Source organism: Dryocola mayonis, assembly GCF_051307045.1.
In the GTDB taxonomy this organism is placed as follows: domain Bacteria; phylum Pseudomonadota; class Gammaproteobacteria; order Enterobacterales; family Enterobacteriaceae; genus Dryocola.
The window spans coordinates 136,174-157,642 of record NZ_CP150452.1 but is presented as its reverse complement, the minus strand read 5'-3'; the positions used below and the strand labels follow the sequence as shown (position 1 = coordinate 157,642).

At 55.7% G+C, this 21,469-nt stretch carries 17 protein-coding genes and 3 pseudogenes; 6 read left to right on the top strand and 14 right to left on the bottom strand.

What is annotated here, in order from left to right; translation table 11 throughout:
- Positions 1-16 precede the first annotated feature (16 nt).
- The 8 genes and pseudogenes from WLO32_RS00785 to bcsO all read right to left on the bottom strand — a co-directional run bounded on the left by WLO32_RS00785 (position 17) and on the right by bcsO (position 12,675).
- Positions 17-1,203, bottom strand: a pseudogene (locus tag WLO32_RS00785) (MFS transporter).
- A 251-nt stretch (positions 1,204-1,454) separates the two neighbouring features.
- Positions 1,455-2,450, bottom strand: coding sequence for a glycosyl hydrolase family 8 (locus tag WLO32_RS00780; RefSeq protein ID WP_435946851.1), 996 nt, complete (start codon positions 2,448-2,450; stop codon positions 1,455-1,457).
- A 3-nt stretch (positions 2,451-2,453) separates the two neighbouring features.
- Positions 2,454-2,927, bottom strand: a complete 474-nt coding sequence (bcsD, locus tag WLO32_RS00775; RefSeq protein ID WP_435946850.1) for a cellulose biosynthesis protein BcsD — start codon at positions 2,925-2,927, stop codon at positions 2,454-2,456.
- Positions 2,927-6,785, bottom strand: a pseudogene (locus WLO32_RS00770) (cellulose synthase subunit BcsC-related outer membrane protein). Before WLO32_RS00770 ends, bcsD begins: the two are co-directional and overlap by 1 nt.
- A 13-nt stretch (positions 6,786-6,798) precedes the next feature.
- On the bottom strand, positions 6,799-9,198 hold the full coding sequence (gene bcsB, locus WLO32_RS00765; RefSeq protein ID WP_435946849.1) for a cellulose biosynthesis cyclic di-GMP-binding regulatory protein BcsB: 2,400 nt from the start codon (positions 9,196-9,198) through the stop codon (positions 6,799-6,801).
- Positions 9,195-11,315 carry a UDP-forming cellulose synthase catalytic subunit gene (gene bcsA / locus WLO32_RS00760; protein WP_435946848.1) on the bottom strand — a complete coding sequence of 707 codons (2,121 nt, stop codon included), beginning with the start codon at positions 11,313-11,315 and terminating at the stop codon, positions 9,195-9,197. The genes bcsB and bcsA overlap by 4 nt, the downstream gene beginning before the upstream one ends.
- 20 nt (positions 11,316-11,335) lie before the next feature.
- On the bottom strand, positions 11,336-12,142 hold the full coding sequence (gene bcsQ / locus WLO32_RS00755; RefSeq protein WP_435946847.1) for a cellulose biosynthesis protein BcsQ: 807 nt from the start codon (positions 12,140-12,142) through the stop codon (positions 11,336-11,338).
- A complete protein-coding gene (gene bcsO / locus WLO32_RS00750; RefSeq protein ID WP_435946846.1) occupies positions 12,133-12,675 on the bottom strand; it encodes a cellulose biosynthesis protein BcsO in 543 nt (180 codons plus the stop codon). Before bcsO ends, bcsQ begins: the two co-directional genes overlap by 10 nt.
- A gap of 769 nt (positions 12,676-13,444) precedes the next feature.
- Between bcsO and WLO32_RS00745 the strand changes: the two genes are divergently transcribed.
- The 4 genes from WLO32_RS00745 (at position 13,445) to WLO32_RS00730 (ending at position 15,628) form a co-directional block, all read left to right on the top strand.
- Positions 13,445-14,146, top strand: coding sequence for a hypothetical protein (locus WLO32_RS00745; RefSeq protein ID WP_435946845.1), 702 nt, complete (start codon positions 13,445-13,447; stop codon positions 14,144-14,146).
- Positions 14,143-14,565, top strand: a complete 423-nt coding sequence (locus WLO32_RS00740) for a hypothetical protein (RefSeq protein ID WP_435946844.1) — start codon at positions 14,143-14,145, stop codon at positions 14,563-14,565. The genes WLO32_RS00745 and WLO32_RS00740 overlap by 4 nt, the downstream gene beginning before the upstream one ends.
- A 93-nt stretch (positions 14,566-14,658) precedes the next feature.
- Positions 14,659-15,093: a hypothetical protein gene (locus WLO32_RS00735; protein WP_435946843.1), complete on the top strand. Its 435-nt coding sequence runs from the start codon at positions 14,659-14,661 to the stop codon at positions 15,091-15,093.
- Between the two features lie 232 nt (positions 15,094-15,325).
- On the top strand, positions 15,326-15,628 hold the full coding sequence (locus tag WLO32_RS00730) for a hypothetical protein (protein ID WP_435948357.1): 303 nt from the start codon (positions 15,326-15,328) through the stop codon (positions 15,626-15,628).
- Positions 15,629-16,169: 541 nt separating this feature from the next.
- Here WLO32_RS00730 and WLO32_RS00725 read toward each other — a convergent pair.
- The 3 genes from WLO32_RS00725 to WLO32_RS00715 form a co-directional block, all read right to left on the bottom strand.
- Complete coding sequence (locus WLO32_RS00725; protein WP_435946842.1) at positions 16,170-16,463, bottom strand: type II toxin-antitoxin system RelE/ParE family toxin; 294 nt, start codon at positions 16,461-16,463, stop codon at positions 16,170-16,172.
- Positions 16,456-16,698: a type II toxin-antitoxin system ParD family antitoxin gene (locus WLO32_RS00720; protein ID WP_435946841.1), complete on the bottom strand. Its 243-nt coding sequence runs from the start codon at positions 16,696-16,698 to the stop codon at positions 16,456-16,458. The genes WLO32_RS00725 and WLO32_RS00720 overlap by 8 nt, the downstream gene beginning before the upstream one ends.
- Before the next feature lie 75 nt (positions 16,699-16,773).
- Entirely contained in the window at positions 16,774-17,064 is a 291-nt protein-coding gene (locus WLO32_RS00715) for a hypothetical protein (RefSeq protein WP_435946840.1), read from the bottom strand.
- Between the two features lie 133 nt (positions 17,065-17,197).
- Here WLO32_RS00715 and WLO32_RS00710 point away from each other — a divergent pair, with 133 nt between their 5' ends.
- The gene (locus tag WLO32_RS00710; protein ID WP_435946839.1) at positions 17,198-17,389 is read left to right on the top strand and encodes a toxin-antitoxin system HicB family antitoxin; all 192 of its coding nucleotides are present in this window, start codon (positions 17,198-17,200) and stop codon (positions 17,387-17,389) included.
- 37 nt (positions 17,390-17,426) lie between these two features.
- Positions 17,427-18,509 carry an HNH endonuclease gene (locus tag WLO32_RS00705; protein ID WP_435946838.1) on the top strand — a complete coding sequence of 361 codons (1,083 nt, stop codon included), beginning with the start codon at positions 17,427-17,429 and terminating at the stop codon, positions 18,507-18,509.
- A gap of 58 nt (positions 18,510-18,567) precedes the next feature.
- On the opposite strand, the gene dppF is transcribed toward WLO32_RS00705, so the two are convergent.
- From dppF to dppC, 3 genes and pseudogenes are all read right to left on the bottom strand, one after another.
- Positions 18,568-19,575, bottom strand: a complete 1,008-nt coding sequence (gene dppF / locus WLO32_RS00700) for a dipeptide ABC transporter ATP-binding subunit DppF (RefSeq protein WP_435946837.1) — start codon at positions 19,573-19,575, stop codon at positions 18,568-18,570.
- Positions 19,562-20,554, bottom strand: coding sequence for a dipeptide ABC transporter ATP-binding protein (dppD, locus tag WLO32_RS00695; RefSeq protein ID WP_435946836.1), 993 nt, complete (start codon positions 20,552-20,554; stop codon positions 19,562-19,564). The genes dppF and dppD overlap by 14 nt, the downstream gene beginning before the upstream one ends.
- Positions 20,555-20,565: 11 nt before the next feature.
- Positions 20,566-21,469, bottom strand: a pseudogene (dppC, locus tag WLO32_RS00690) (dipeptide ABC transporter permease DppC).

Here is a 21,469-nt window from a genome sequence, read left to right as displayed (position 1 = left end):
CAGGCGGAAATAATGGTTATGACTGTTTAGCGCTTATCAGGCTGGTGCGCAAGGAGAGGCCGAACACCATCGCGGCGGACAGGATCAGCGCCCCGCCAAACAGCATCGCGCTGCTCACGCCCTGCCAGTCCACGACTTCCCCGCCCAGCAGGGCGCCAGAGGCCAGGGCAATCTGAATGACGCACACTAACAGCGCCTGCCCGGCTTCGGGAGCCTGCGGCACGGCGGCAAACATCCAGTTAGTGGCGCACACCGGCACCGCACCAAAGGCCAGGCCCCAGACCAGCACCATCAGCGTAGCGCCGGCCAGGCCGCTTAGCAGAGGCGAAACAATTAAAATGCCCGCCAGCATGGCGGCTACCAGAATAAACGTGGCGCGCAGGCTGTGCTCCGCCAGGCGTTCCCCGGCGAAGGTTCCCAGCAGGCGCCTACCGCACCGTACGCCAGCAGCTGCAAGGAAATCGCCGAAGGGCTTAGCACGAACACCTGTTGCAGAAGAGGCCGCAGATAGGTATAGGCCGCGAAATGGCCGATAAACAGCAGCACGATAGCGATCAGCCCAATGCGCGCCATCGGCAGGCGGAACGGCAGCAGCAAATCCTGCGGCGTAACCGGGCGGCTCGGCGGCACCGGCGTCAACAAACGCAGCTGGGCTGCGAAGACGCCAACGGCCAAAGCTGCGCTGCCGAAGAACGCAGCGCGCCAGCCGAACAGGTCGCCAATCAGCGCTCCCGCAGGCACGCCGCAAACCGCGCCCACGGAAACGCCGCTGATAATCAACGCCACGGCGCGCCCCTGGCTTGCCTCCGGCACCAGGTGACGCCCGTAGTTCATGGAAAAGGACCAGAAGCCGCCCACGCAAATCCCAAGCATCACCCTGCCCAGCAGCATCAAAGGGAAGTTGACGGCGAGGGCGGAAACCAGGTTAGAGATAACCAGCAGGGCGGAAAGGCCAATCATCAGCAGGCGCCTGTCCAGACGGCCGGAAATCAGGCTCAGCACGGGTGCGGCAACCGCCGCAACGATGCCCGGCGTGGTCACCATCAGCCCCGCCGTCCCCGTGCTTACGCCCAGCGAAGGCGCAATATTCGTCAGCAGCCCGATGGGCAGAAACTCGGTGGTCACCATCACGAAGCAGGCAACGGTCAGGGAAAAAACCGCCAGCCAGGATGTTATTGCAGGTTTATCTTTATTATTCAGCATAGTAACGCTCATCTCAGGTGGAAGCGCGATCCGCGCACCGGGCGCGAAAGTGACAGAGATCACAATCTACGCAGAGCGGGAGGGGCGATAAACCCGTTAAATTCGATTTCACTGTTTCTGACGGTGAACAATAGCGCAGCCCGGAGCCGGCGCGCCGGCGCAGGCTATTGCCGAAAAGGAGATAAAGCTGGAAGAAATTTGTCAGAAAGGCCCGTAGCCCTTTTCTGAGAAAGAGCTACGGGCCCGGCGAGCTAGCGCGCGGCCAAACCCGCCAGCATTTTCAGGCTCGCGGAATAGTAATCTTCCTGCGCGGTAATTTGCGGCTGGCCCGCGGCGGGGTCGCCCAGGACTAAATCTCTTACCGCCAGCAGGCCGCCGTCCATCATGTACGCAGCGGGATCGTTAGTGGTGATATTAACCCAGGCCGGCGTTTGGCCGCGGGCAAAGCGTCCCCACCAGGCTTTAAAAGGCTCCAGCAGCGGGCTTGTCGGATTGAACCACTTCACGTAAAGCGGAACGCGAATCGCGTCGTAGCTAAAGCGCGCCGGCCACTCTTTCGCCGGCGCCACGTGTCCGTCTGCATACAGCGAAACCCAGTCGGCAGGCAGCTGCGTATTACCGAACCGCATTTTGCCCAGTAGCTTTTGTCCGTCGTTAATCAGCTCCTGCCATACCATTAAATGGCTACGGTTGGCGAAGTCCTGCCAGGCAGGAAAGACGAAGTAGGAGGGGTTGAGGTTCACATAGCTGTTGAGGTTAAAGCCTTTCGCGCCCGGCAGCATGACGCGATAGCCGCCAAAGCTGATGACGTTATGCTCCACCAGCGCCTTAACGATGCTATCCGAAGCCTGCAGATAGCCGTCATCATGCCAGCTTTCGCCGGCCTTCAGCAGCGCCCAGGCGATAAAGGTATCGCCGTCCGTCGCGTTGTTTTTATCGGCAATAGGATCTGCCGATACCGGGTTATAGCGCCAGTAGAACAGGCCGTTGTCCGGGTTCTTAAGGTTTTTTTCCGTCCAGCGCCAGATTTTGTCGAAGCCTGCGCGGTCGTTATTTCTTACCGCCATCATCATGGCGAAGCCCTGGCCTTCGGTGTGGCTGACGCTGTTATTGCCGGTGTCGATAATGCGGCCGTCCGCCATCAAAAACCGGGCTTTGTAGCTGTCCCACGCCGGCCCCGCCAGCGCCTGCTGGCTGATAACCAGCGCCATGACGGCCACCATCAGCATTTTGCATCGCTGCCACATGTCTCACCCCTGTCTGCTGTTCTGATATCTGAAATGGATCACCGTGGCGGCGGGCGAGGCCTCGCGCCACAGCGAAACATGAGATTTCCCGCCCTGATCGCGCAGCCAGCGGGCATAGAGCCCTTCGAGCACCGCGCTGAACGCGTGATTCCAGGCGCTCTGCTGCGCTTCATCCGCAGGCACGGGCAGCGCCATATGGCAAATGCGCATAGCCGTTTCGCTGGCCTCGATATCAATATAGCCCCAGTTAAAGGCGGCCAGCTGAACATTTATCATCGCTTCAAGCTCGCCCACGGTACGCGCCAGCTGCAGCGGGAAACGCGCGCCCAGCGTATCGCCCATCTGCACCAGGAAAGGCCGGCTCTGCGCCTCGCCGACGTTGGTCACCATGCTATCAATCATAATGTGAATCAGCGAGAACCAGCCCGGCTGCGCCTGCTGGTTCTGGAAGTAGTTCAGAAGCTGTTGGTCATTCATTATTTGTTCCCCAGCAGGTAACGGAAGTAGAGCTGCGCGGTACTTTCGTTGTAATCGCCAAAGGTGTCGTAACCGACCTGGCCACCCATGGTCATGTCTTTGTTAATTTTATAGTCGGCGGACGCGCGCAGATTATAGCCCAGGCCATTTTCGCTGCCGCCGCTGTAGTAGGGCCTCTTTGGCGAAGCCGTTAGCAACGTAGTTTTCAAGCTGCGACTGCATTGCCGCATCGCCGGGGAAGTACGGGCTTTCGTCCTGAGTGTAGGACTGATAGCCCAAAGAGGCGCCCACGCCCAGCTTCCAGCTGTCGAACTTCTGGCTGTAGTCCACCGGGAAGGAGACGCTGACGTAATCCTGCGGGCTGAAGTAGCCGCCCTGGCCGTAGCTGAAGTAGCTCAGGTTTTTGGAGAAGTTCATGTAGCTCATGCTGATGCCGGTTTTCAGCTCGCGATCGTCTGAGTAGAACGGACGCAGATACACGCCCGCCGACCCGTTAACGCTGCTGTTGCTCGGCACGTTCTCGCCCAGATAGTTATACAGCCCGAAGCCGGCGTAGAAACCGGCGTCGCCGTTGTCATAGCTGAGCTGCGCGCTGCCGCCGTTCTTCGTCACCTGGCCCCATTTTTTACCGCTGTATTTATCTTCCACGCCGACGTAAGACAGCAGGCTGTCCATCACGGCGCGACGCTCGCCGGTCAATATCAGCTTCAGGTAATCCGTCAGCTGCGGCGACCACTGCACGCCGCCGACAACGGTATTGAGATCCGCGCCCAGCGGCGTTGAGCCAACGTCAATCTTGTACTGGTCGCCGGTCAGCGCCATGCCCACTTCCACGCCGGAAGTATTTTGCGAGCCCTGCGACGGCACCTTGATTTTATCGACGTCGGTGCGCGTTTTCGGCGTGGTGGTTGAAGCGTTATACAGATCTTCGCCTACCGCTCCCTGAATCAGCGCCCCGCTGCCGAAGCGGCGGCTGGACTCTTCAGAAGAGCTTCCCGCGTTCAGGCTGACCGGCGTGACGTTGATATCAAGTCGCGAATCGCCAAAGGGCACCGTGGACCACTGCAGCGGCGACTTAATCTCGGTGAGCTTGCTCAGGCCGCTTTCGCCGTCCCGCCCACGTACGGATACCGCGCCGCGCGCCCAGGTGGCGGTTTTGTCGGTCAGCTGTTCCATCATGTTATCGACCTGCCGCAGCGTGCCGGCCTGCGCGCTTTCCACCGGCAGATCGGTACGCGTCGTGCCCGGAGGAGCGGTCTGCGGATTGCGCGCCAGCTGCGCTTCCTGCCACGGCATCGCCTGGCCATACAGCGAGGCGGAGGTTGGCTGGGCGCTGCGGCTGGAAGTCCCCACGAACGGGTTATCCGCTAAGGCCAGGCCGCCAAGCATCGGCGCCGTTTCGCCGCCGGTTCCCTGCAGGCCAAGCAGCTTGCCGCGCGCGGTGCGCAGATAGCTCATCGCCTGCTGGTGATTGCCCTCGGCTTCCGACACGCGCGCCAGCAGCAGCAGGCGTTGCGGAGTGGCATCGTTATGCAGGCCCGCGGTCAGCTGCTTCGCTTTTTCCACGTCGTTGCTGGCGAGCGCCACGTCGATAGCGCCTGCACGCGCGTCCTGCTGCGGCGTGTCACGCGTCATCAGGTAGTCGTAGACCACGCCTGCTTCTTTGTTCATCTTGCCGGACTGGTACAGCCGCGCCATGGCAAACATCAGATCGGTATTTTGCGGGTCGCTTTGCATCGCGCGGATCAGCTTGTCGTAAGCCGCCGCATAGTTGCCCTGGGTACGAAGCTGGTCCGCCTCGTTAATCACATAGCCGTTGCGAAGGCTCGCCAGCTGCGTGGTGGTGCTGCGCGACTGCAGTTCCGGGCTGGCAAGCCACGCCTGCGCCTCGCTGCCCAACCCGGCCTGGTTTAGCACGGTGACCTGATCGGCATAGTCCCCGGCGCTGCCCTGCACGCCGCGGCGCATGTTTTCGCGCACGATGGCAACGGCGGAGTTTAAGTCGCCGCTTTGCGCCAGCATACGCGCCAGTTTACCGGCGTCCGCCGGGCTTTCCGGAGGACGAACCGCCAGCGCTTTAAGCGTATTGGCGGCGGCGGCGGTGTCGCCCTGCGCCAGATAACGCTCGGCGACCGTCATTTGCAGGTTGTAATTCACGCGCCGGGAAAGCTCGCGCATGTCGGCGTTCTGGCCGGAGGCCGGAATACGCGACAGCAGCGTTTGCGACTGCTGCCAGGCGTTGTTTTCGCTGGCGAACAGCGCCGCGGCATACAGCTCGGTATTGCTGGCATTAGGGCGAAAAGACGGCGACATCACGTTCGCGGCTTCGGCGCTGCGCCCCTGTTTTTGCAGATTGCGCGCTAAGTCCAGACGCAGCCACGGGTCCGAGGGATACTGCGCCACGCCGCGCTGCAGGAGGGCGATAGCCTGCTGGGGATCGCCATTGGCCGCCGCCTGCTGCGCCTGACGGCGCAGCGGATCGCCAGGATTGCCGCCCGACACCCGCGGCGCGAGCTTCGCCTGCAGGCTGGCCGGCAGCGTTTGTAGTATCGCCTGCGCTTCTGCCGTTTTGTTCTGCTCGCGCAAAACGTAGTAGAGGTTTTCACGCGCGGACGCGTTGTCAGGCTGGTCGTTTAATACGCCACGCAGCGTCTGCTCGGCAGCGGTGTAGTCTTTGTTGTGGCGCTGCACGTCGGCGCGAAACAGTTTGGCGGACGCGCCTTGCGCGCCGCCTTGCTGCGCCAGCGGTGCGCTCAGCGCCAGCGCCTGGCTGATGTTGCCCTGCTTAAAAGCGGCCTGCGCGCTGGCGAGCTGTCCGTAAAACTCCGCATCGGCGGCCTGCTGCTTGCGCTCGGCGGAATCAGCTCCGCCCTGGGCCGCCGCGCGGTTTAAATACTGCGCCCCGGCAGCGTAATCACCTTTGCGAAGCGCCACATAGCCCATCCCCGCCAGCGCATCCGCGTCTTCCGGGTTGGTCTGCAGAACCTGCTCAAACTGGCTGCGCGCCGCATCGGTATTGCCGCTGTTCAGGGCGGTAAAACCTTCCCCTTTCGCGGCGCCGCCGATGCTTTTACGGAAATAATCCTGCACCGCGGCGTCCTTCGGATGGCGCTGCAGGAAGGTCAGGTAATACTGGTCGTCCCCCGCCTGCGGCCCGAGCCACAGCAGCGCCTGGCGCAGAGATCTATCCGCCTCCTGGCTGCCGCTGGCCATGCTTTGCAGCAGATCGATGCCTTCCCGACGCGAGCTTTCCTGATAGGTCAGCACCTTGCCCAGCGCGATGCGGGCGTTATTGTCCTGCGGATATTGCGCGGTGAGCTGGCGCAGGCCGCTGACGGCCTGGGGATACAGCGACTTGTCGCCCGCCATCGTCAGGTAGTATTCCGGGGCCAGGCTTGGCGGCGGCTGGTCGCCGTTAAACAGCGAATGCCAGGTGGCGAGGGCTGCAGGAACGTTACCGCTGCGCGCCTGCTGGCGGGCCAGCTCAAGCTGTCCGCGCGGCACCTGCTGCATCTGCTTTGCGTTATCGAGCGCCTGTAAATTGGCGTCCTGCGGGGATACCGAAGACAGCCGTTCGCGCCACTGCGCGGCGCCCTTAAGATCGCCCGCCTGCTGCGCCCAGAGCGCCATTAAATACAGCGCCTGGGTGTTGTTGGCGTCGACCATCAGCACCTTTTTCAGCGACTCCATGGCAAGGTCGTCGTGCGACTTTTCGTGCCAGTAGTTAGCCTGGTCAAACAGCGCTTTTAGCGCCGGATTATTGCTGTCCGCAGCGTGAACGCTCATTGTCCACATCGCCAGCCCGCCGAACAGGCAGGCCGTGGACAGGTTTCTGGCAGTTTTCTTTTTATGATCCATTTTGCTACCACCCTTACTCACGATTGTCGTCCTTCGGGTTAAGGCGTTTACGCGCGCGCTGTTTCAGTAAGACATAGAGGCTTAAACCGATAATCGTCGCAAATAACAAACCACATATCGCCAGCATTGCCGAGTGCTGGTTGGCGTACCACACCACCATCATGTACCAGGGCATCTGGCCGCTTGGGAACTGCGGGCCAACGCGGAAGCTGCGCACGCCGTTTTCATCGGTGATGATGGCGGCGTCGCCGCGGATGCCGGCGTTGATGCGGGCGGAGCTAAGGTCGGCATGCAGGCGTGAAAGCTGCTCGTCGTTGCTGCCGATGGCCATCACCACCAGCCGCGAAGGGTTCCACTGCGAGCGGAAGCTGACGAACCCACGCCAGGCTTCGTTCGACGAGAAGTAGCGGTCGGCATCGACGCCGGCTGCGTTCCAGTCCCCTTCAAGCCAGCGCTGCACTTTTTCCCAGGTCGTGGGTTCACGTACGCCGAAGGTGTGTTCATTGCTGATAAAGGAGGACTGAGCCAGCAGCGCGCGGTTGAACGCGCTTTGCTCAAGTGTGGAAACCGCCAGCACGTCGCTTTCGCCCAGGCGCAGCTGGTTCGCCCCGCCCGACGGCAGGCCGAACATCACGCGGTTATTGCCCAGCGCGGTGCCGGTGGCGTTGCCGGAACGGGCCGCCAGATCCAGCAGCGTGCCGATCTCGGTTTCAGTGGGGTTCTCCGCCAGCAGCAGGACGGTCTGGGAATAGTCCGCCAGGCGCGTGAACGGGAACGAGGCCCCCACGAAGTACGAAAGGTTCGGCAGCAGCGAAAAGTGCTGCGTTTTGCTCAAGTCAATCCATGAATTCTCGTCGATGCGGCTCTTAATATTGTTATTAAGCAGCACGCTGCACGGCGCGTTTTCTTTGGTGACGATTTTGAAATAGAGCTCGAGCTGGTTATCGCCGTAAATCAGATAGGGCTCCAGCGGCATATGGTAGTTTTCCTGGCGGGCATCGCCGCCCACCTTGTGCCACAGCGTTTCCAGCGCGCCCTGTTTATTTACCGGCAGGTTATGCAGGAAGGTGCCGTTGAAGGTCATCGCCAGGTAAGAGCGATCTTCGTTGATCCAGGATTCCGACGGGAAGCGGTAGCCGATCTTCAGCGGAATAGTGTCGCCGTCCCACATAAACAGATCGGGCGCGGCGCGGAACGCAAGGCGCAGTGAATCGTGCCAGATGCCGGTGGCGGTGAGGCTTTGATCCTTACGCATCAGCTCGCTCAGGCGGATCGGCCGCGCGGTGGAGATCCAGCGCGGCGCGTCGTAGGGTTTGCTGACCGGAATAGCCTGCGCATCCACCTGCATGCTGGAAGTCAGGGTTTTAAACTGCCCGCGGGTCAGGCGCCAGGCTGCGCTGCGCAGCTGCTGGTCGTTGTTGCCCACCACCAGCAGCAGCTTGTAAACCGGGTTGCCGGGGTTATCGACGATTTGCAGCATCGGTCCCTGGGTTTGCGGCAGCGTCAGGCCGCCGATGGTCTCGCCCGGTTTACCAAACAGGATGCCGTTTTTTTCCGGCAGCTTATCGCGCAGCGCTTCGAAAGAAATGCCGCGGTAATCAGCCTGTATGCCCAGCCAGGAAGCAACCAGCGCCGCTGCGCCCACCTGCTCCGGCAGGGTTTTCGCCGGGAAGGCGAACGCCATGGTGGCAGGCGTCATCTGCATTTCGTCAAAGAACGGGCGCGGGAAGTGGCTAAGATCGGCACCGATATTCAGCTGCTGGGCTTCCAGATCCAGCCGGGTGGTCGGCATGATCGTGACCTGATATTTATCCGACAGATCGCGCTGGCACAGCAGCGCATCGCCGTCGTTAATCTTAAAGCTCATGTTGTTACGCGACACCACCATCGCCGCCGGGATTTCCAGCTGATAGGTTGAGACGTTGCTGTCCGCCGAGCCAAGCGGCACGGTGCCGAGCGGCTGACCGTTGAGCATCAGCTGCAGCGTGGTGTTACGCGCCGCCATCGCCGGCGAAACCTTCAGGTTCAGCATCAGCTGGGCGTTGGTCACCACCTGGTCTGCGGAGAGGGTGAAGTCAATGCCGCCCTGCAGCTGCCCACCGCTGAGCACCACGCCAAGGGGCTGTCCCATCTGCGCGACGGTAATGCTGCTGGTGTTGCCCGGCGTAAAGATCGAAGGCGTCAGCACCGCAGGCGCGCTGTCCATAGCCGGCGCGGGTTCGGTAACGGGCGCAGGCTCGGTAGCCGGAGCCGGTGCGGGCTCGGTAGCCGGTGCCGGTACGGGCTCGGTAACCGGCGGTAAATCCACCGGCAAAACAGATTCTACGGTTGTCGGCTCCGCCGCCATCACCGGCGCCGCCAGTACGCTAAACGCAAGCCACATCTGGCAGGCTTTACGGGTCATCCGTTTCATACCGCGCTGTCCTCGTTGACGTTATCCTGACGGCGAATTTCTTCCTGGCGGCGGCGACGGTTTTCACGGCGCGATTTCCAGGTCAGCCAGAACAGGTCAAACACGCTGCGAATGATGATCAGCAGCGAGCGGAACGGGTTATCCTGCGGTTTTGGCGGATTGATCCACGCGTCGGCGCGCGCCAGCACCACGCGCACCAGTTCGCGGCGGCGGGCAAGCGGAATTTCTTTAAACATCAGGCGAATGGACTTATCGTCATGGGCGATAAGGCTGACCGGAATGCTGATAGTGCCCGACTGCAGCTGGAGCTCAACCTCTTCAATTTCATCATTAAGATGGCGATCGTCGACCACCGCGATACGGCAGCCGCCCATCGACAGATCGAGAGTATGGCTGCGCGACGAAATGCCGCTGACGTAGTGAATGATGGCGGGTACGTTCACATCGATACGAATGGTTTTACGCGTCTGGCGGGTTTCGCGCGCTACGGCAATCGCCGCCAGCAGGAAGATCAGGCTGTACAGCCCCCAGCCAACGTTCAACGCGATAACCCTGGGATCGACGCCGAAATAGTCATTGGCGCAGGCGCGTACAATCCCGGCAATAACGCCGATGGCGAGCAGTACGGCGATAATCAGGTGCGGACGCACGATGCTGAAATCGAAATAGCCCACGTCAAGCAGGGCGCCTTTGTCGGTGACGTTGAACTTGCCGCGCTTGGGGAAAATCATGGTGATCATGGTCGGCAGAATCAGATGGAACGCCAGCACCAGGTCATAGATTTCGCCCCAGAAGCTGTAGCGGAACCGCCCGTTGAGCCGCGAGTTCAGGTAAATACACAAAAACAGGTGCGGCAGCATATAGGCGAATATCAGGCTGGCCGACGAGTGAATAATATTCAGGTTAAACAGCAGATAGGCCAGCGGCGCGGTGAGGAACGCCACGCGCGGCAAAGCGAACTGGAACGAGAGCATGGCGTTGAGATAACACAGGCGCTGCTGCCACTTCAGGCCGCGGCCGAACAGCGGATTATCGAGGCGGAAGATCTGCGTCATGCCGCGCGCCCAGCGGGTGCGTTGAATCACGTGCAGCACCAGCCGCTCGGTTGCAAGGCCCGCCGCCAGCGGGATATCCAGATAGGCGGACTTCCAGCCCAGGCGCTGCATTTTCAGCGCGGTGTGGGCGTCTTCGGTCACCGTTTCGACGGCGAAGCCGCCAATTTCTTCCAGCGCGCTGCGGCGGATTACCGCACAGGAGCCGCAGAAGAAGGTCGCGTTCCAGTTATCGTTGCCGCGCTGGATTTGCCCGTAGAAGAGCTGCCCTTCGTTAGGAATATTGCGCCCCTGTGAGAGGTTGCGCTCAAAGGGATCCGGCGAATAGAAGTAGTGCGGCGTTTGCATCAGCGCAAGCTTGGGATCGATGAGAAACGCGCCGACGGTCGCCTGCAGGAATATGCGCGTCGCCACGTGGTCGCAGTCGAATACGCAGATAAGCTCGCCTTTGGTCAGCTTCATGGCGTGATTAAGGTTGCCCGCTTTGGCATGAAAGTTATCCGTACGAGTGATGTAGCCCACGCCGACGTTTGCGGCGAAGACCGCAAACTCGCTGCGTTTGCCATCGTCGAGCAGGTAGATTTTGAGCTTATCGGCCGGATAATCGAGGCACTGCGCCGCCAGTACGGTGTCGCGCACCACTTCCAGGCTTTCGTTATAGCTTGGAATATAAACGTCGACCGTCGGCCACAGGGAGGTGTCGTCCGGTAACGGCACGATAGTGCGCTTAAGCGGAAAGAGGTTTTGCAGGTAGCTCAACATAATGGTTATCCAGATGTAGAGCTCTGCTAAAAATAAACCGATACCAAGAATGGCTTCTATTTCGGAATTAAAGTGCAGCGTCTGCGTCGCGCGAAAGTAGATATAGCGCGTGGACATTAAAACGGCCACGATCATCATGATGACGGAAATACTGTGTTTTTTACTAAAACCCAGTAAAAACAAAACGCCGATGCTGATTAAGCCAAAGATATACTGCTTTTGGCTGTCCATAGGCGTAGTGACGATCAGCACCGCTATTGGGGAAAGCACCAATAACAGCAAATAAAACAGGGCCTTTTTCATAGGACTTCCTGAAGCTAAGGTTAGAAACTAGAATTTCTCAGCACGTCGTTTACCGCACCGTCGCCGATTTTTATCCCGAGAATGCCCGCCACGCGTTTGCTCACCAGCTCAATATCAAAAGCCGCGGCCGAGGCGGCGCTGAAATCAAATATCGACTGCTGTGAGGCATTGGCCTCGGCCACGCTTTCATCCCGGTTAATGATGCCAAGCAGGCGGTCGCCAAGCCGTTGCTGCATAAAAGCGGTGACGTCGCGGCTGATATGGCGACGGTTATCGCTTTGGTTTATCAGGAAGTAATACCCGGCTTTATTATTCATTGGCGCGCCGCCCGTCAGGCGGTGGCTTTCAATTTGCGGCAGCAGCGACAGCGAGGCGGTATCCGCAAGCATGGTCACCAGATGCAAATCGGCCAGCTGCGACATCGCTTTCAGCGCCGGATTGGGCCCCGGCGGGAAGTCGGCGAGGATCACCAGGCCCGGATAGTTAAGCAGGGTGCTTAAGCCGCGCGTCAAAAAGTGGCTGTCGGTGGTAAGAAGATGTTCAAACTCAAGCCGCTGCTCTTCGGTGACGTCGCCATACGGCAGCACAAACATGTTGCTGCCGGCGGTCAGCACGGACTGGCTCCAGTCCGCGGACTCGCTGGCTCGGGCAACGTAGCCACGTCCGTCCGACAGCGGCACGCCGAAGTGCAGACGCAGGGCATTTTGCACATCGAAATCAATGGCCAGCACCTTGCTGCCGGAACGCGCCAGGGCATAGGCCAGGTTGGCGGTGATCGTGGTTTTTCCTACCCCACCTTTTGGCGAACAAACACAAACTAACGGCATGAAGCGATCATCTCCAGGAGCGGTTGTAACGGGAGGTCTTTGGCAGGATTAGTGGTTGCGGAGAGGGTTTTAGCGGCAAAAAGCTGCTCAAAACGCACGGGCCCGGCAGGCTGCGGCGCGGCAAACTGCTTGAGCGGTTCCGGCGCAGGCGCCGCTGGAGCCGGTTGTTCAAACCGCGGCGCGGCGGCTGGTTTTTCTTCCTCAAGCGGCGGCTGTCCGGCTTTTTCAACAGGCGTTGCCGCGTTCAGGCTGCCCATTATCGAGCGCGGCGCGGCCGCGGATTCAGTCGCCTGGTGCGGGGCGGGTTTAGCGAAAGCCGCGTCGAATGCGCCCGGCTTTACCGCCTGCGGAACAGGCACCGCCACGCTTCCGGCCTGCGCCAGAACCGAGTCGTCGCTGCTGCCGGAGAGCTGTTTAATAATGGCCCAGCTGCCGGTGTTAAGCTGCTGGGTTTGCGCCGACATATCCTTAAAGTCAATGGCGCCCGTGCGTGTCTTATCCTTGAAACGCTGCAAATCATCATAGTTTTTCATCGCGATTCTCATGATTTACAAATAAACGTTTATCCACGTACGACTTTAGGGTGACCAGTTATTTCTGGAAATATGACTTTAGTCGTTAAATGTTATATTCGCACCGTGCCATAGAACAAATATCGCTTGCGAAACATGATAATTACCGAGGTTATTATCATCTTCGTGGCGGCGATGGCGGATGCTGCTAACAGGATATCGGGTAAGACAAGCGTTTCTCTATCTTTTTTTCCTTACCCAACAGGCTTAATCATAAAGTAGTAGCAAAAAAGCGTCACCAACGACGCTTTAAGCTAATTTACCTTAAACAATCAGAATTTAATTCTTCTATGTATGTTAAAAAAAGCATAATGCATTAATATTATTTCGCTTTCGAAATTAACTTTTACCCCTCAGAAAACCGTTACCCACAAAAAGTCAATGGTTAAATAAGAAGACAGTTATTTATTTGAATTTTAATTAATGACGGCATTTTTGATTAAGGAGAGGGCCCGTGAGTTTTTAACCAAAACGCCCGGATGCGGCCTGGCCGGAGCAAAATGTCATCCTGGCGGTTTCCTCCTTTAGTGGCATGACGGCGTTTGGCTTAAGTGTGCATCGTGCCATTACGTATCGCTTTGACTTATCTGGGGTAAAGCCAGGGGCGGCTACAAGGCGAGCCCTCGCGGTAAATACACTTTCAGAATTTAGCCCTACTTAATTTCCTTTCCTTTTGGAGTTTTTTGAACGTTAATTGGAAACAATTGCGTAAAGGAAAGGAGATTTAAGGATGAGTAAACGAAGCCATATCATTGATGGCAACAAAGCCGTCAGAAACCCATTCGGGCTGATCTATACGGAGGTGCTGGGGTGGATCGATCTTGGTCATGCGCAAGGCACGGATATCACTATATTAATGGATAAAATCAACGCTGGAGAATCCTCGAATCAGGACTATTACAATGTGACCTACTCACAGTCTATGACGGATCCAACTAACACAATTAAAATGGGTAAATTTATTACCTGGCGCATTAAACGGGGCCGTTCTTATTTCGAACGCCAAAGCATAGCGCTGGCGATGATGATGACGCTGGCCCGCAAGTTTGAATCTTTTCAGAGCTCGTTTCCTAATAACCTCGTCACCGACAGCGGATTTAGCGGAGAGGATTTAGTGTCGGATTTGCTGGGCTTTTACCGCGTGATGTCCATTCAAAACCCCTTCCCCCTGCTACGTCCGGTCAGCAAAGCGGAAGCGCTCAAACGCTGGGATTATTATGGCCCGATAGGCTCTTTTAAGAATGAAACGTTTTTACCGCTCCTGTTCCCCGATCCTGAGAAGTTCCCCCATGCCAGACCGCGAAAAGGTGTGCTGCCGGGCTTTATGCAAACAATCAGACCTTATGATGATTTCAGGTCTGGTAATGTTATCGTTGCTTCCCGGGATGGCTCATTCATGGATAAAGCCCAAAATGGGACTTTATCCTTATGAGAAACATGCTCAAATTGCTTTGTGCACTCACGATCTTTATTACCGCGGCGCTCACTTACTTCTGGCCCACGATAAAGATGATGCTCGCGGAAAACTCGCACTATACCGAGCAGGATAAAAGGGAATATGATTTTTATACGCCTGATATTTTGAAAAAAATCCCGCGGATTACAAGCCGTTACGATTTCGATTATGTAAAAATCTCCGGCCCGGCTTCACATATATATGCGGTACATTTTTATGATACCGCTGACACCAGTAGGATTGATACGTATCTGACTTCGACCGGTTACAGGCGGCAGGATAAATGTCATATCGAAGCAGCATGCTGGCGCGGTAAAGATCCGCAGGAAGTGGTGACCGTAAGCATTCTGGAAGATCCCGTATCCGTACTTGTGGCGGTTATCTACAACTTCTAAGCTCTGGAAAGCTTTAACAGATACTTAGGGTAATGACATTTTTAACTGAAGATATGTCGATTTTATACAGCATGGGAAGGGAAGCCCGATGATATGAATACATCAGTAAAAGTATTTTGTACTGCCGCTGTCATTATCGGCGCCGCGCTTGCTTATGCCTGGCCCTGGATCAAAATGGAATTTGCCGGCAGCGCACACTATACCGAGCAGGATAAACGGGAATATGAATTTTATACGCCGGACCTGTTAAAAAATATGCCCCGCATTACGGCCCGCTATGACTTCGCTTACGCCAACATAACAGGGCCGGCATCGCATGTATTTACAATACGGTTTTACGATACCGATGATATCAGCAGGGTTAGCGCCTATCTGACATCGGCTGGCTATAAGCTGCGGGAGAACTGCTTTATTGAAGCCGAATGCTGGAGCATTAACGATAACGCTTATCCGCCGGAAGTCGTGACCGTAGCTAAATTAAAGAGTAATAAAAACGTAGAAGTATCGGTCGTCCATAATTTTTACTGACGCAATCGTGGGTATATTTATGCCATCGGCCTTGAGGAAAGCAGCATTTTGTAGGTTGGATAAGCGATAGCGCCATCCAACATTTACGGCGGGTGTCGCTCGCGCTTACCCGCCCTACAGATCTCTGCGCTCTCAAAAGACACTACCAGCTCTGACTGGTTTTCCAGGGTAATGTTGCTATCTTCTTGCGCGACGACAATTTTATGTAAAGAGGAAAAGGAGATCCGATCGTATGAAAATGCCGGTTAAAATATTCTGTGCCGTTGTTGTCATTATCGGTGCCGCAATTACTTATACCTGGCCCTGGATAAAAATGGATTTTGCAGAAAACGCACGCTATACCGAGCTGGATAAACGGGAATATGAATTTTATACGCCGGACCTGTTAAAGAAAATGCCGCGTATTTCATCTGACTACGTCTTTGATTATGCGAATATCTCTGGCCCACAGGCGCTGATATTTTCTGTCACTTTTTATGGTACCGACGATACCAGCAAAATTCGTAACTATCTGTCCAGTTCGGGGTATAAATAACAGGCGACTTGCGATGTTGAAGCGGAATGCTGGCGAGCTGCGGGCTCTAAGGATATCGTGAGTGTAGCAAAAATAACTTCCTCCCAAATGGTCCTGGTACAAATAGACCGTAATCCCTACACGCAATAACTCACGATGCTGAAAAGCCTCTGTCGCTTCCAGCAGCGATTCTTTTTGCTCAAGCAGTCGAAGCGCTGAGTGCACCACTTCGTTAGACGAACCATAGCGGCCGCCGGCTTGTTGCGTTTTATAAATGCATCAAGCGGATCGTAATGTTGGTTGTTCCTGTTCCGCCGGTTGCTGACGCTGCAAAAGCGGCAGAGTTAATGCCACGCAGTATTGCCGCAGGCTTTCTGAATCGTCAGAAAGTAGCCGATAAGCTTCTGAAATAACGGATATAGTATGTTGTACCGCATTGATATTGTCGCGATTCTTGTCGTGGCGCATCAAAAGGAAATTGACTGCCCCACTGAACTATAAGCGTTGTGGCTGATAGTGCAGGCTTACGCCCCCAACAGAGACTAATCATGCGTAAGCAGCACTATAAATCAGAGAAATGCAGCAGCGGTTCCATCTTGTGGTGAAGGATCCTGATAATGAAAATGTCTTCAGGACGGAGACGATAGAAAATAGCGTGCATTCGATAATCCAGACGGTGAATTCCCTCCGCTATTTCAGGACACTCCCGGCCAGGCAATGGAGAGGAAACAATCGACTCAAGAATGCTTTCCATTGCTTCCGTATAATCATCTGCCTGAGCCTCGCCAAAAGCCATCAGCGTGTAGTCATATATGCCGGCAAAGTCTTCTTCAGCAAGTTTCGAAAGCTTATACATTACGCTCCCGCTTTTTCTTCGCAGCTATCTCCCGTAATGTCATTGAACCTTCACCGCTTTCTTCACCAGCCAGTACTGCCTGTCTTAACGCCTCCAACTGAGATTCTTTTTGTTCAAGCAGACGTAGCGCCGAGCGCACCACTTCGCTGGTCGATCCGTAACGGCCATCGTCAATCATACGATTCACAAAAGCATCAAGCCGATCGCCAATAGTAATACTCGTTGTTCTTGGCATAGCGCCTCCTGTGTTAATAGATAACACAAGCATAATACAAGGATGGGTGTATATGTACCACCCATCCAAGGAAACTCAGTGAATTTCGGGATTCTCACCACCACTAATCATCGCCAGCCCGGTAGAGGTGCGCACGAAGCGAGGCGTTTTTAAATCTTCGACCAGGACGTTCATCAACTCGAACAGCATTCCAGTAATATGCTCTTCCTGCTCCGCCGGTTGCTGGCGCTGCAAAAGCAGCAGGGTTAATGCAACACAGTATTGCCGGAGGGTTTCTGAATCGTCAGCAAGCGGAGTTTTTAATAGAGTGGTGACGGCAGGCCCGATTTCAGGACGAGCGAATGTGGTACTATCAGCGTTAGCCATAGCTGTTACCTCGATTAACGGTTGTGGTCAGACGCCCCGGCAGTGTTCCTAGCACTTCGGGGCGTTGTTTTTGGTGGTTTTAGCATGCTAAGGTGGCCACCTACAGTAACCAAACTAATCCGTAGGTGGCCTCTTGTCAATCGTTAAGCGGGATAAAAAATCAACAATTGGGGGACAGGCCCCACAATTTAAAATGCGTATCGATCCCGCGTTAAGAGAGCAGTTGGACGTCGAAGCCGCGGAACAAGGGATAAGCCTGGCGAACTGGTTTAAGAACCTGGCGCGCGAGGCTTTGAAGGCAAAAGGAATTGAGCCTAAGGGGTAAGTTTAGTTAATTTATATAGAGAAAAGAATTATTAGCTATGAACAGACTTCTTAATTCTACTGAAAAAGCATTTATCAAACGTGGCATACCATCCAATGTTGCTAAAAACCTCAAAGAATCTGGTTATACGTTGAATGGATTAAAATATAAATCACTGAACGAGCTCATTTCCTTAAACATACCAGAAAATGCCGCTTATAAAATATTAGCAGCACGTCCCCCCATACCGGATAAGACATTAACAACCTTATTAAATACTAATAAATGGACATGCTGCATTTGCCATGATATAACACAGCCGATTATCGTTCACCATATTAAACCTTGGTCCTTAAGCAGAAGTCATGATATTTATAACCTTGCGGTATTATGCCCAACACATCACGCATTTGCACATAGTACTTCTGAATTAACTATTTCATTAACTGCTGAAAAGTTGTCATCAGCCAAGAGAATCTGGGAAGCTCAAGTTAAAAACGATGATTCAGTCGCAGTGCGAAAGGCCGTTCAATCTGTTGGAGAGTATTGGTATTTTTTTAATTTACCTAGAATTATAGAGATTGCAGAAAGTCAAAATATAGACTTAAAAAAACTTCATAATTATTCATCCGTTAGAAAAAATGGATTGATAACTCCATCAGGTAATCTTATACCAGAAGAAAATGAAAAATATTATTCCTATGCTGGCCGCAATAATATATTAAGATATGATTATGCCAAGGAGCTATTCCTTCATGTTTTAAAAAAATTATCAATAGAAAATATTTCAGATCGTTTAGACCGCAGTGACATTGGCTCAATTCTTATTCCCGATGATATAATTTATATCCAAGGTGCTCATACCTTTCAGAAACTGAACGATAATAATACCGGTTGCAGCCAAGATATTAAAGCAACTCGCTCTGCTAATAATGTTGTTATCACTTATACATTTGATCGATGGCACGCCACTTCAAGTTCAGCTCGTTCAGAATGGCTATCAGGAAGATCGGCAGTAGGAAGTATTTGCCGAGTAGGAAGATCTTACCGGGAAGATGGCAAAGTAATAGTGAAATGTACTGTATTAGCTATATGCAATGAAATTCCTGACCTCAAAAAAAGAGATTACCTGAATAGATAGTGAGTATGGCGTTAAGAAAAAATAGACCCTTCCTATTAAAAGGGTCTATTCATAAAAATTAACGAACTTCCCCGTTCTCATCCTGGTCAACGGCGAAACACGCCACCAGCTGACCGCCGTAATCTTTTAGCTGCGGCTGGAGCTGCGTGCAGGGCCCGAAACGGCGGCGGCAGCGGGCGTTGAACGCGCAGCCCGGAGGCGGGTTCAGCGGGCTTGGCAGCTCGCCGGTGAGCTTGATGCGCTCGCGACGGTCGTCCGGGTTCAGGCGCGGCGTGGCGGAAAGCAGCGCCTGGGTGTACGGATGGCGCGGGTTGGAGAAGATCTGGTCTTTCGTGCCCTTCTCCACGCAGCGGCCCAGGTACATCACCATCACTTCATCGGCAATGTGCTCCACCACCGACAGGTCGTGAGAGATAAACACGTAAGACAGCCCCATATCCTGCTGCAAATCCATCATCAGGTTCAGCACCTGCGCGCGCACGGACACGTCCAGCGCGGAAACGGGTTCGTCCGCGATGACCACGTCCGGGTCCAGCATCAGACCACGCGCGATGGCGATACGCTGGCGCTGGCCGCCGGAGAACATATGCGGATAACGGTCGTAATGTTCGGTTTTCAGGCCGACTTTCGCCATCATCGCCAGCGCTTTTTCACGGCGTTCGGCTTTGCTCAGGCTGCTGTTGATCTGCAGCGGCTCTTCAAGAATTTGCCCCACTTTTTTACGCGGGTTCAGGGAGCCGTACGGGTTCTGGAAGACGATCTGGATTTTCTGACGACGCAGCTTTTCCGCCGTTTCATCAGGCTTCAGCAAATCCTGGCCCTGATAGTACAGCTCGCCGCCGGTCGGGATTTCGATCATCGTCAGCAGGCGGCCGAGGGTGGATTTCCCGCAGCCGGACTCGCCTACCACCGCCAGCGTTTTGCCGCGTTCGAGGTTAAAAGAAACCCCGTCCAGCGCTTTCACCAGGCGCTCCTGGCCGAAAATACCCTTCTTCACCGGGTAGTGTTTTTTCAGATCGATGGCCTGCAACAGCGGCTGTTGGGCGGTGGCCTTATCGGTAATCATAGGTTGGCCTCCCGGCATCATCGAGTGGGTAGTGACATTTGGACTGGCGACCGTGATCCACCAGATTCAGGTCCGGCTCATCAACGCGGCACTTATCCGTAGCATACGGACAGCGCGGGTTGAGCAGGCAGCCGTTCGGACGGTCGTACTTACCCGGCACCACGCCCGGCAGCGACGCCAGGCGCGCCTTGTCCTGCGCAAACTCCGGCAGCGCGCGCAGCAGCGCCTGGGTGTACGGGTGACGTGGCGCGCGGAAGATATCCTTCGCTTCGCCGGTTTCCACCACCTGGCCTGCGTACATCACGATGATTTTATGCGCCGCTTCGGCCACCAGCGCAAGGTCATGGGTGATAAGGATCAGCGCCATGTTCTCTTTTTGCTGCAGCTCGAGTAACAGCTCGATAATCTGCGCCTGGATAGTCACATCCAGCGCGGTGGTCGGTTCATCGGCGATCAGCAGCTTAGGACGGCAGGCGATAGCCATGGCGATCATCACGCGCTGGCTCATGCCGCCGGAAAGCTGGTGCGGATAAACGTCCAGACGCGAAGCCGGGTCCGGTATGCCCACCAGGTTCAGCAGGTCGATGGCGCGCTGACGACGGGTTGACTTGTTGCCGCCCTGGTGCACTTTTATCGCTTCCATAATCTGGAAACCGACGGTGTAGCACGGGTTAAGGCTGGTCATCGGGTCCTGGAAGATCATCGCCACTTCCGCGCCGACCAGGTTGCGGCGTTCTTTCTCAGAAATTTTCTGCAGGTCCTGGCCGTTAAACTCCAGTTTCTCCGCCATTACGCGGCCTGGAAAATCAATCAGCCCCATAATCGCCAGCGAGCTGACGGATTTGCCCGAGCCGGACTCGCCGACGATACCGACAACTTCGCCCTGATTTACTGTGTAACTCACGCGGTCTACGGCACGGAAAGGGGTGCCTTCGTCGCCGAAGTGCACCGATAATTTATCTACATTCAATAACGCCATTACGTAGCCCTTTACTGCTTGAGTTTAGGATCGAGCGCGTCACGCAGCCCGTCACCCATCAGGTTAAATGCCAGCACCGTCAGCAGGATAGCGACACCGGGGAAGGTGACGACCCACCAGGCGCTTTGCGCGAACTGCAACACGTCCGAGAGCATAGTGCCCCATTCCGGTGTTGGCGGCTGCGCACCCATGCCGAGGAAACCAAGGGCGGCCATATCGAGAATGGCGTTAGAGAAGCCAAGCGAGGGCCTGCACGATAAGCGGTGCAAGGCAGTTCGGTAAAATGTTGATGAACATCTGGCGCATAGGGCTTGCGCCCGCCACGCGGGAAGCGGTGACGTAGTCGCGGTTCACTTCCACCAGCACCGCGCCACGCGTGAGTCGCACATAGTGCGGCAGCGCAACGAAGGTCAGGGCAAGCGAGGCGTTAACGATCGACGGGCCGAAGATAGCCACCAGCACCAGGGCCAGCAGCAGGCTTGGCAGCGCCAGCATGATGTCGACGATACGCATGATGATGTTGTCGATCAGGCCGCCGAAGTAGCCGGCAATCAGCCCGAGCACCACGCCCATAATCAACGACAGCACCACCACCAGACAGCCCACCAGCAGCGACAGGCGCGCGCCGTACATCAGGCGAGCCATGATGTCGCGGCCTACGTCATCGGTACCGAGAATAAACTGCCAGCTGCCGCCATCCTGCCACACGGGCGGGTTGAGCAGCGCATCGCGGAACTGTTCCGCCGGGCCGTGAGGCGCCAGCACGTTGGCGAAAATAGCAATCAGGATCATCGCGGTGACGTACACCAGGCCGACGACCGCCCCTTTATTACGTTTAAAGTAGTGCCAGAACTCCTGGAATGGCGTCATTGGCTTCGGCGCCGCCACTACTTTGTTTTGTGTTAATTGCGTCAT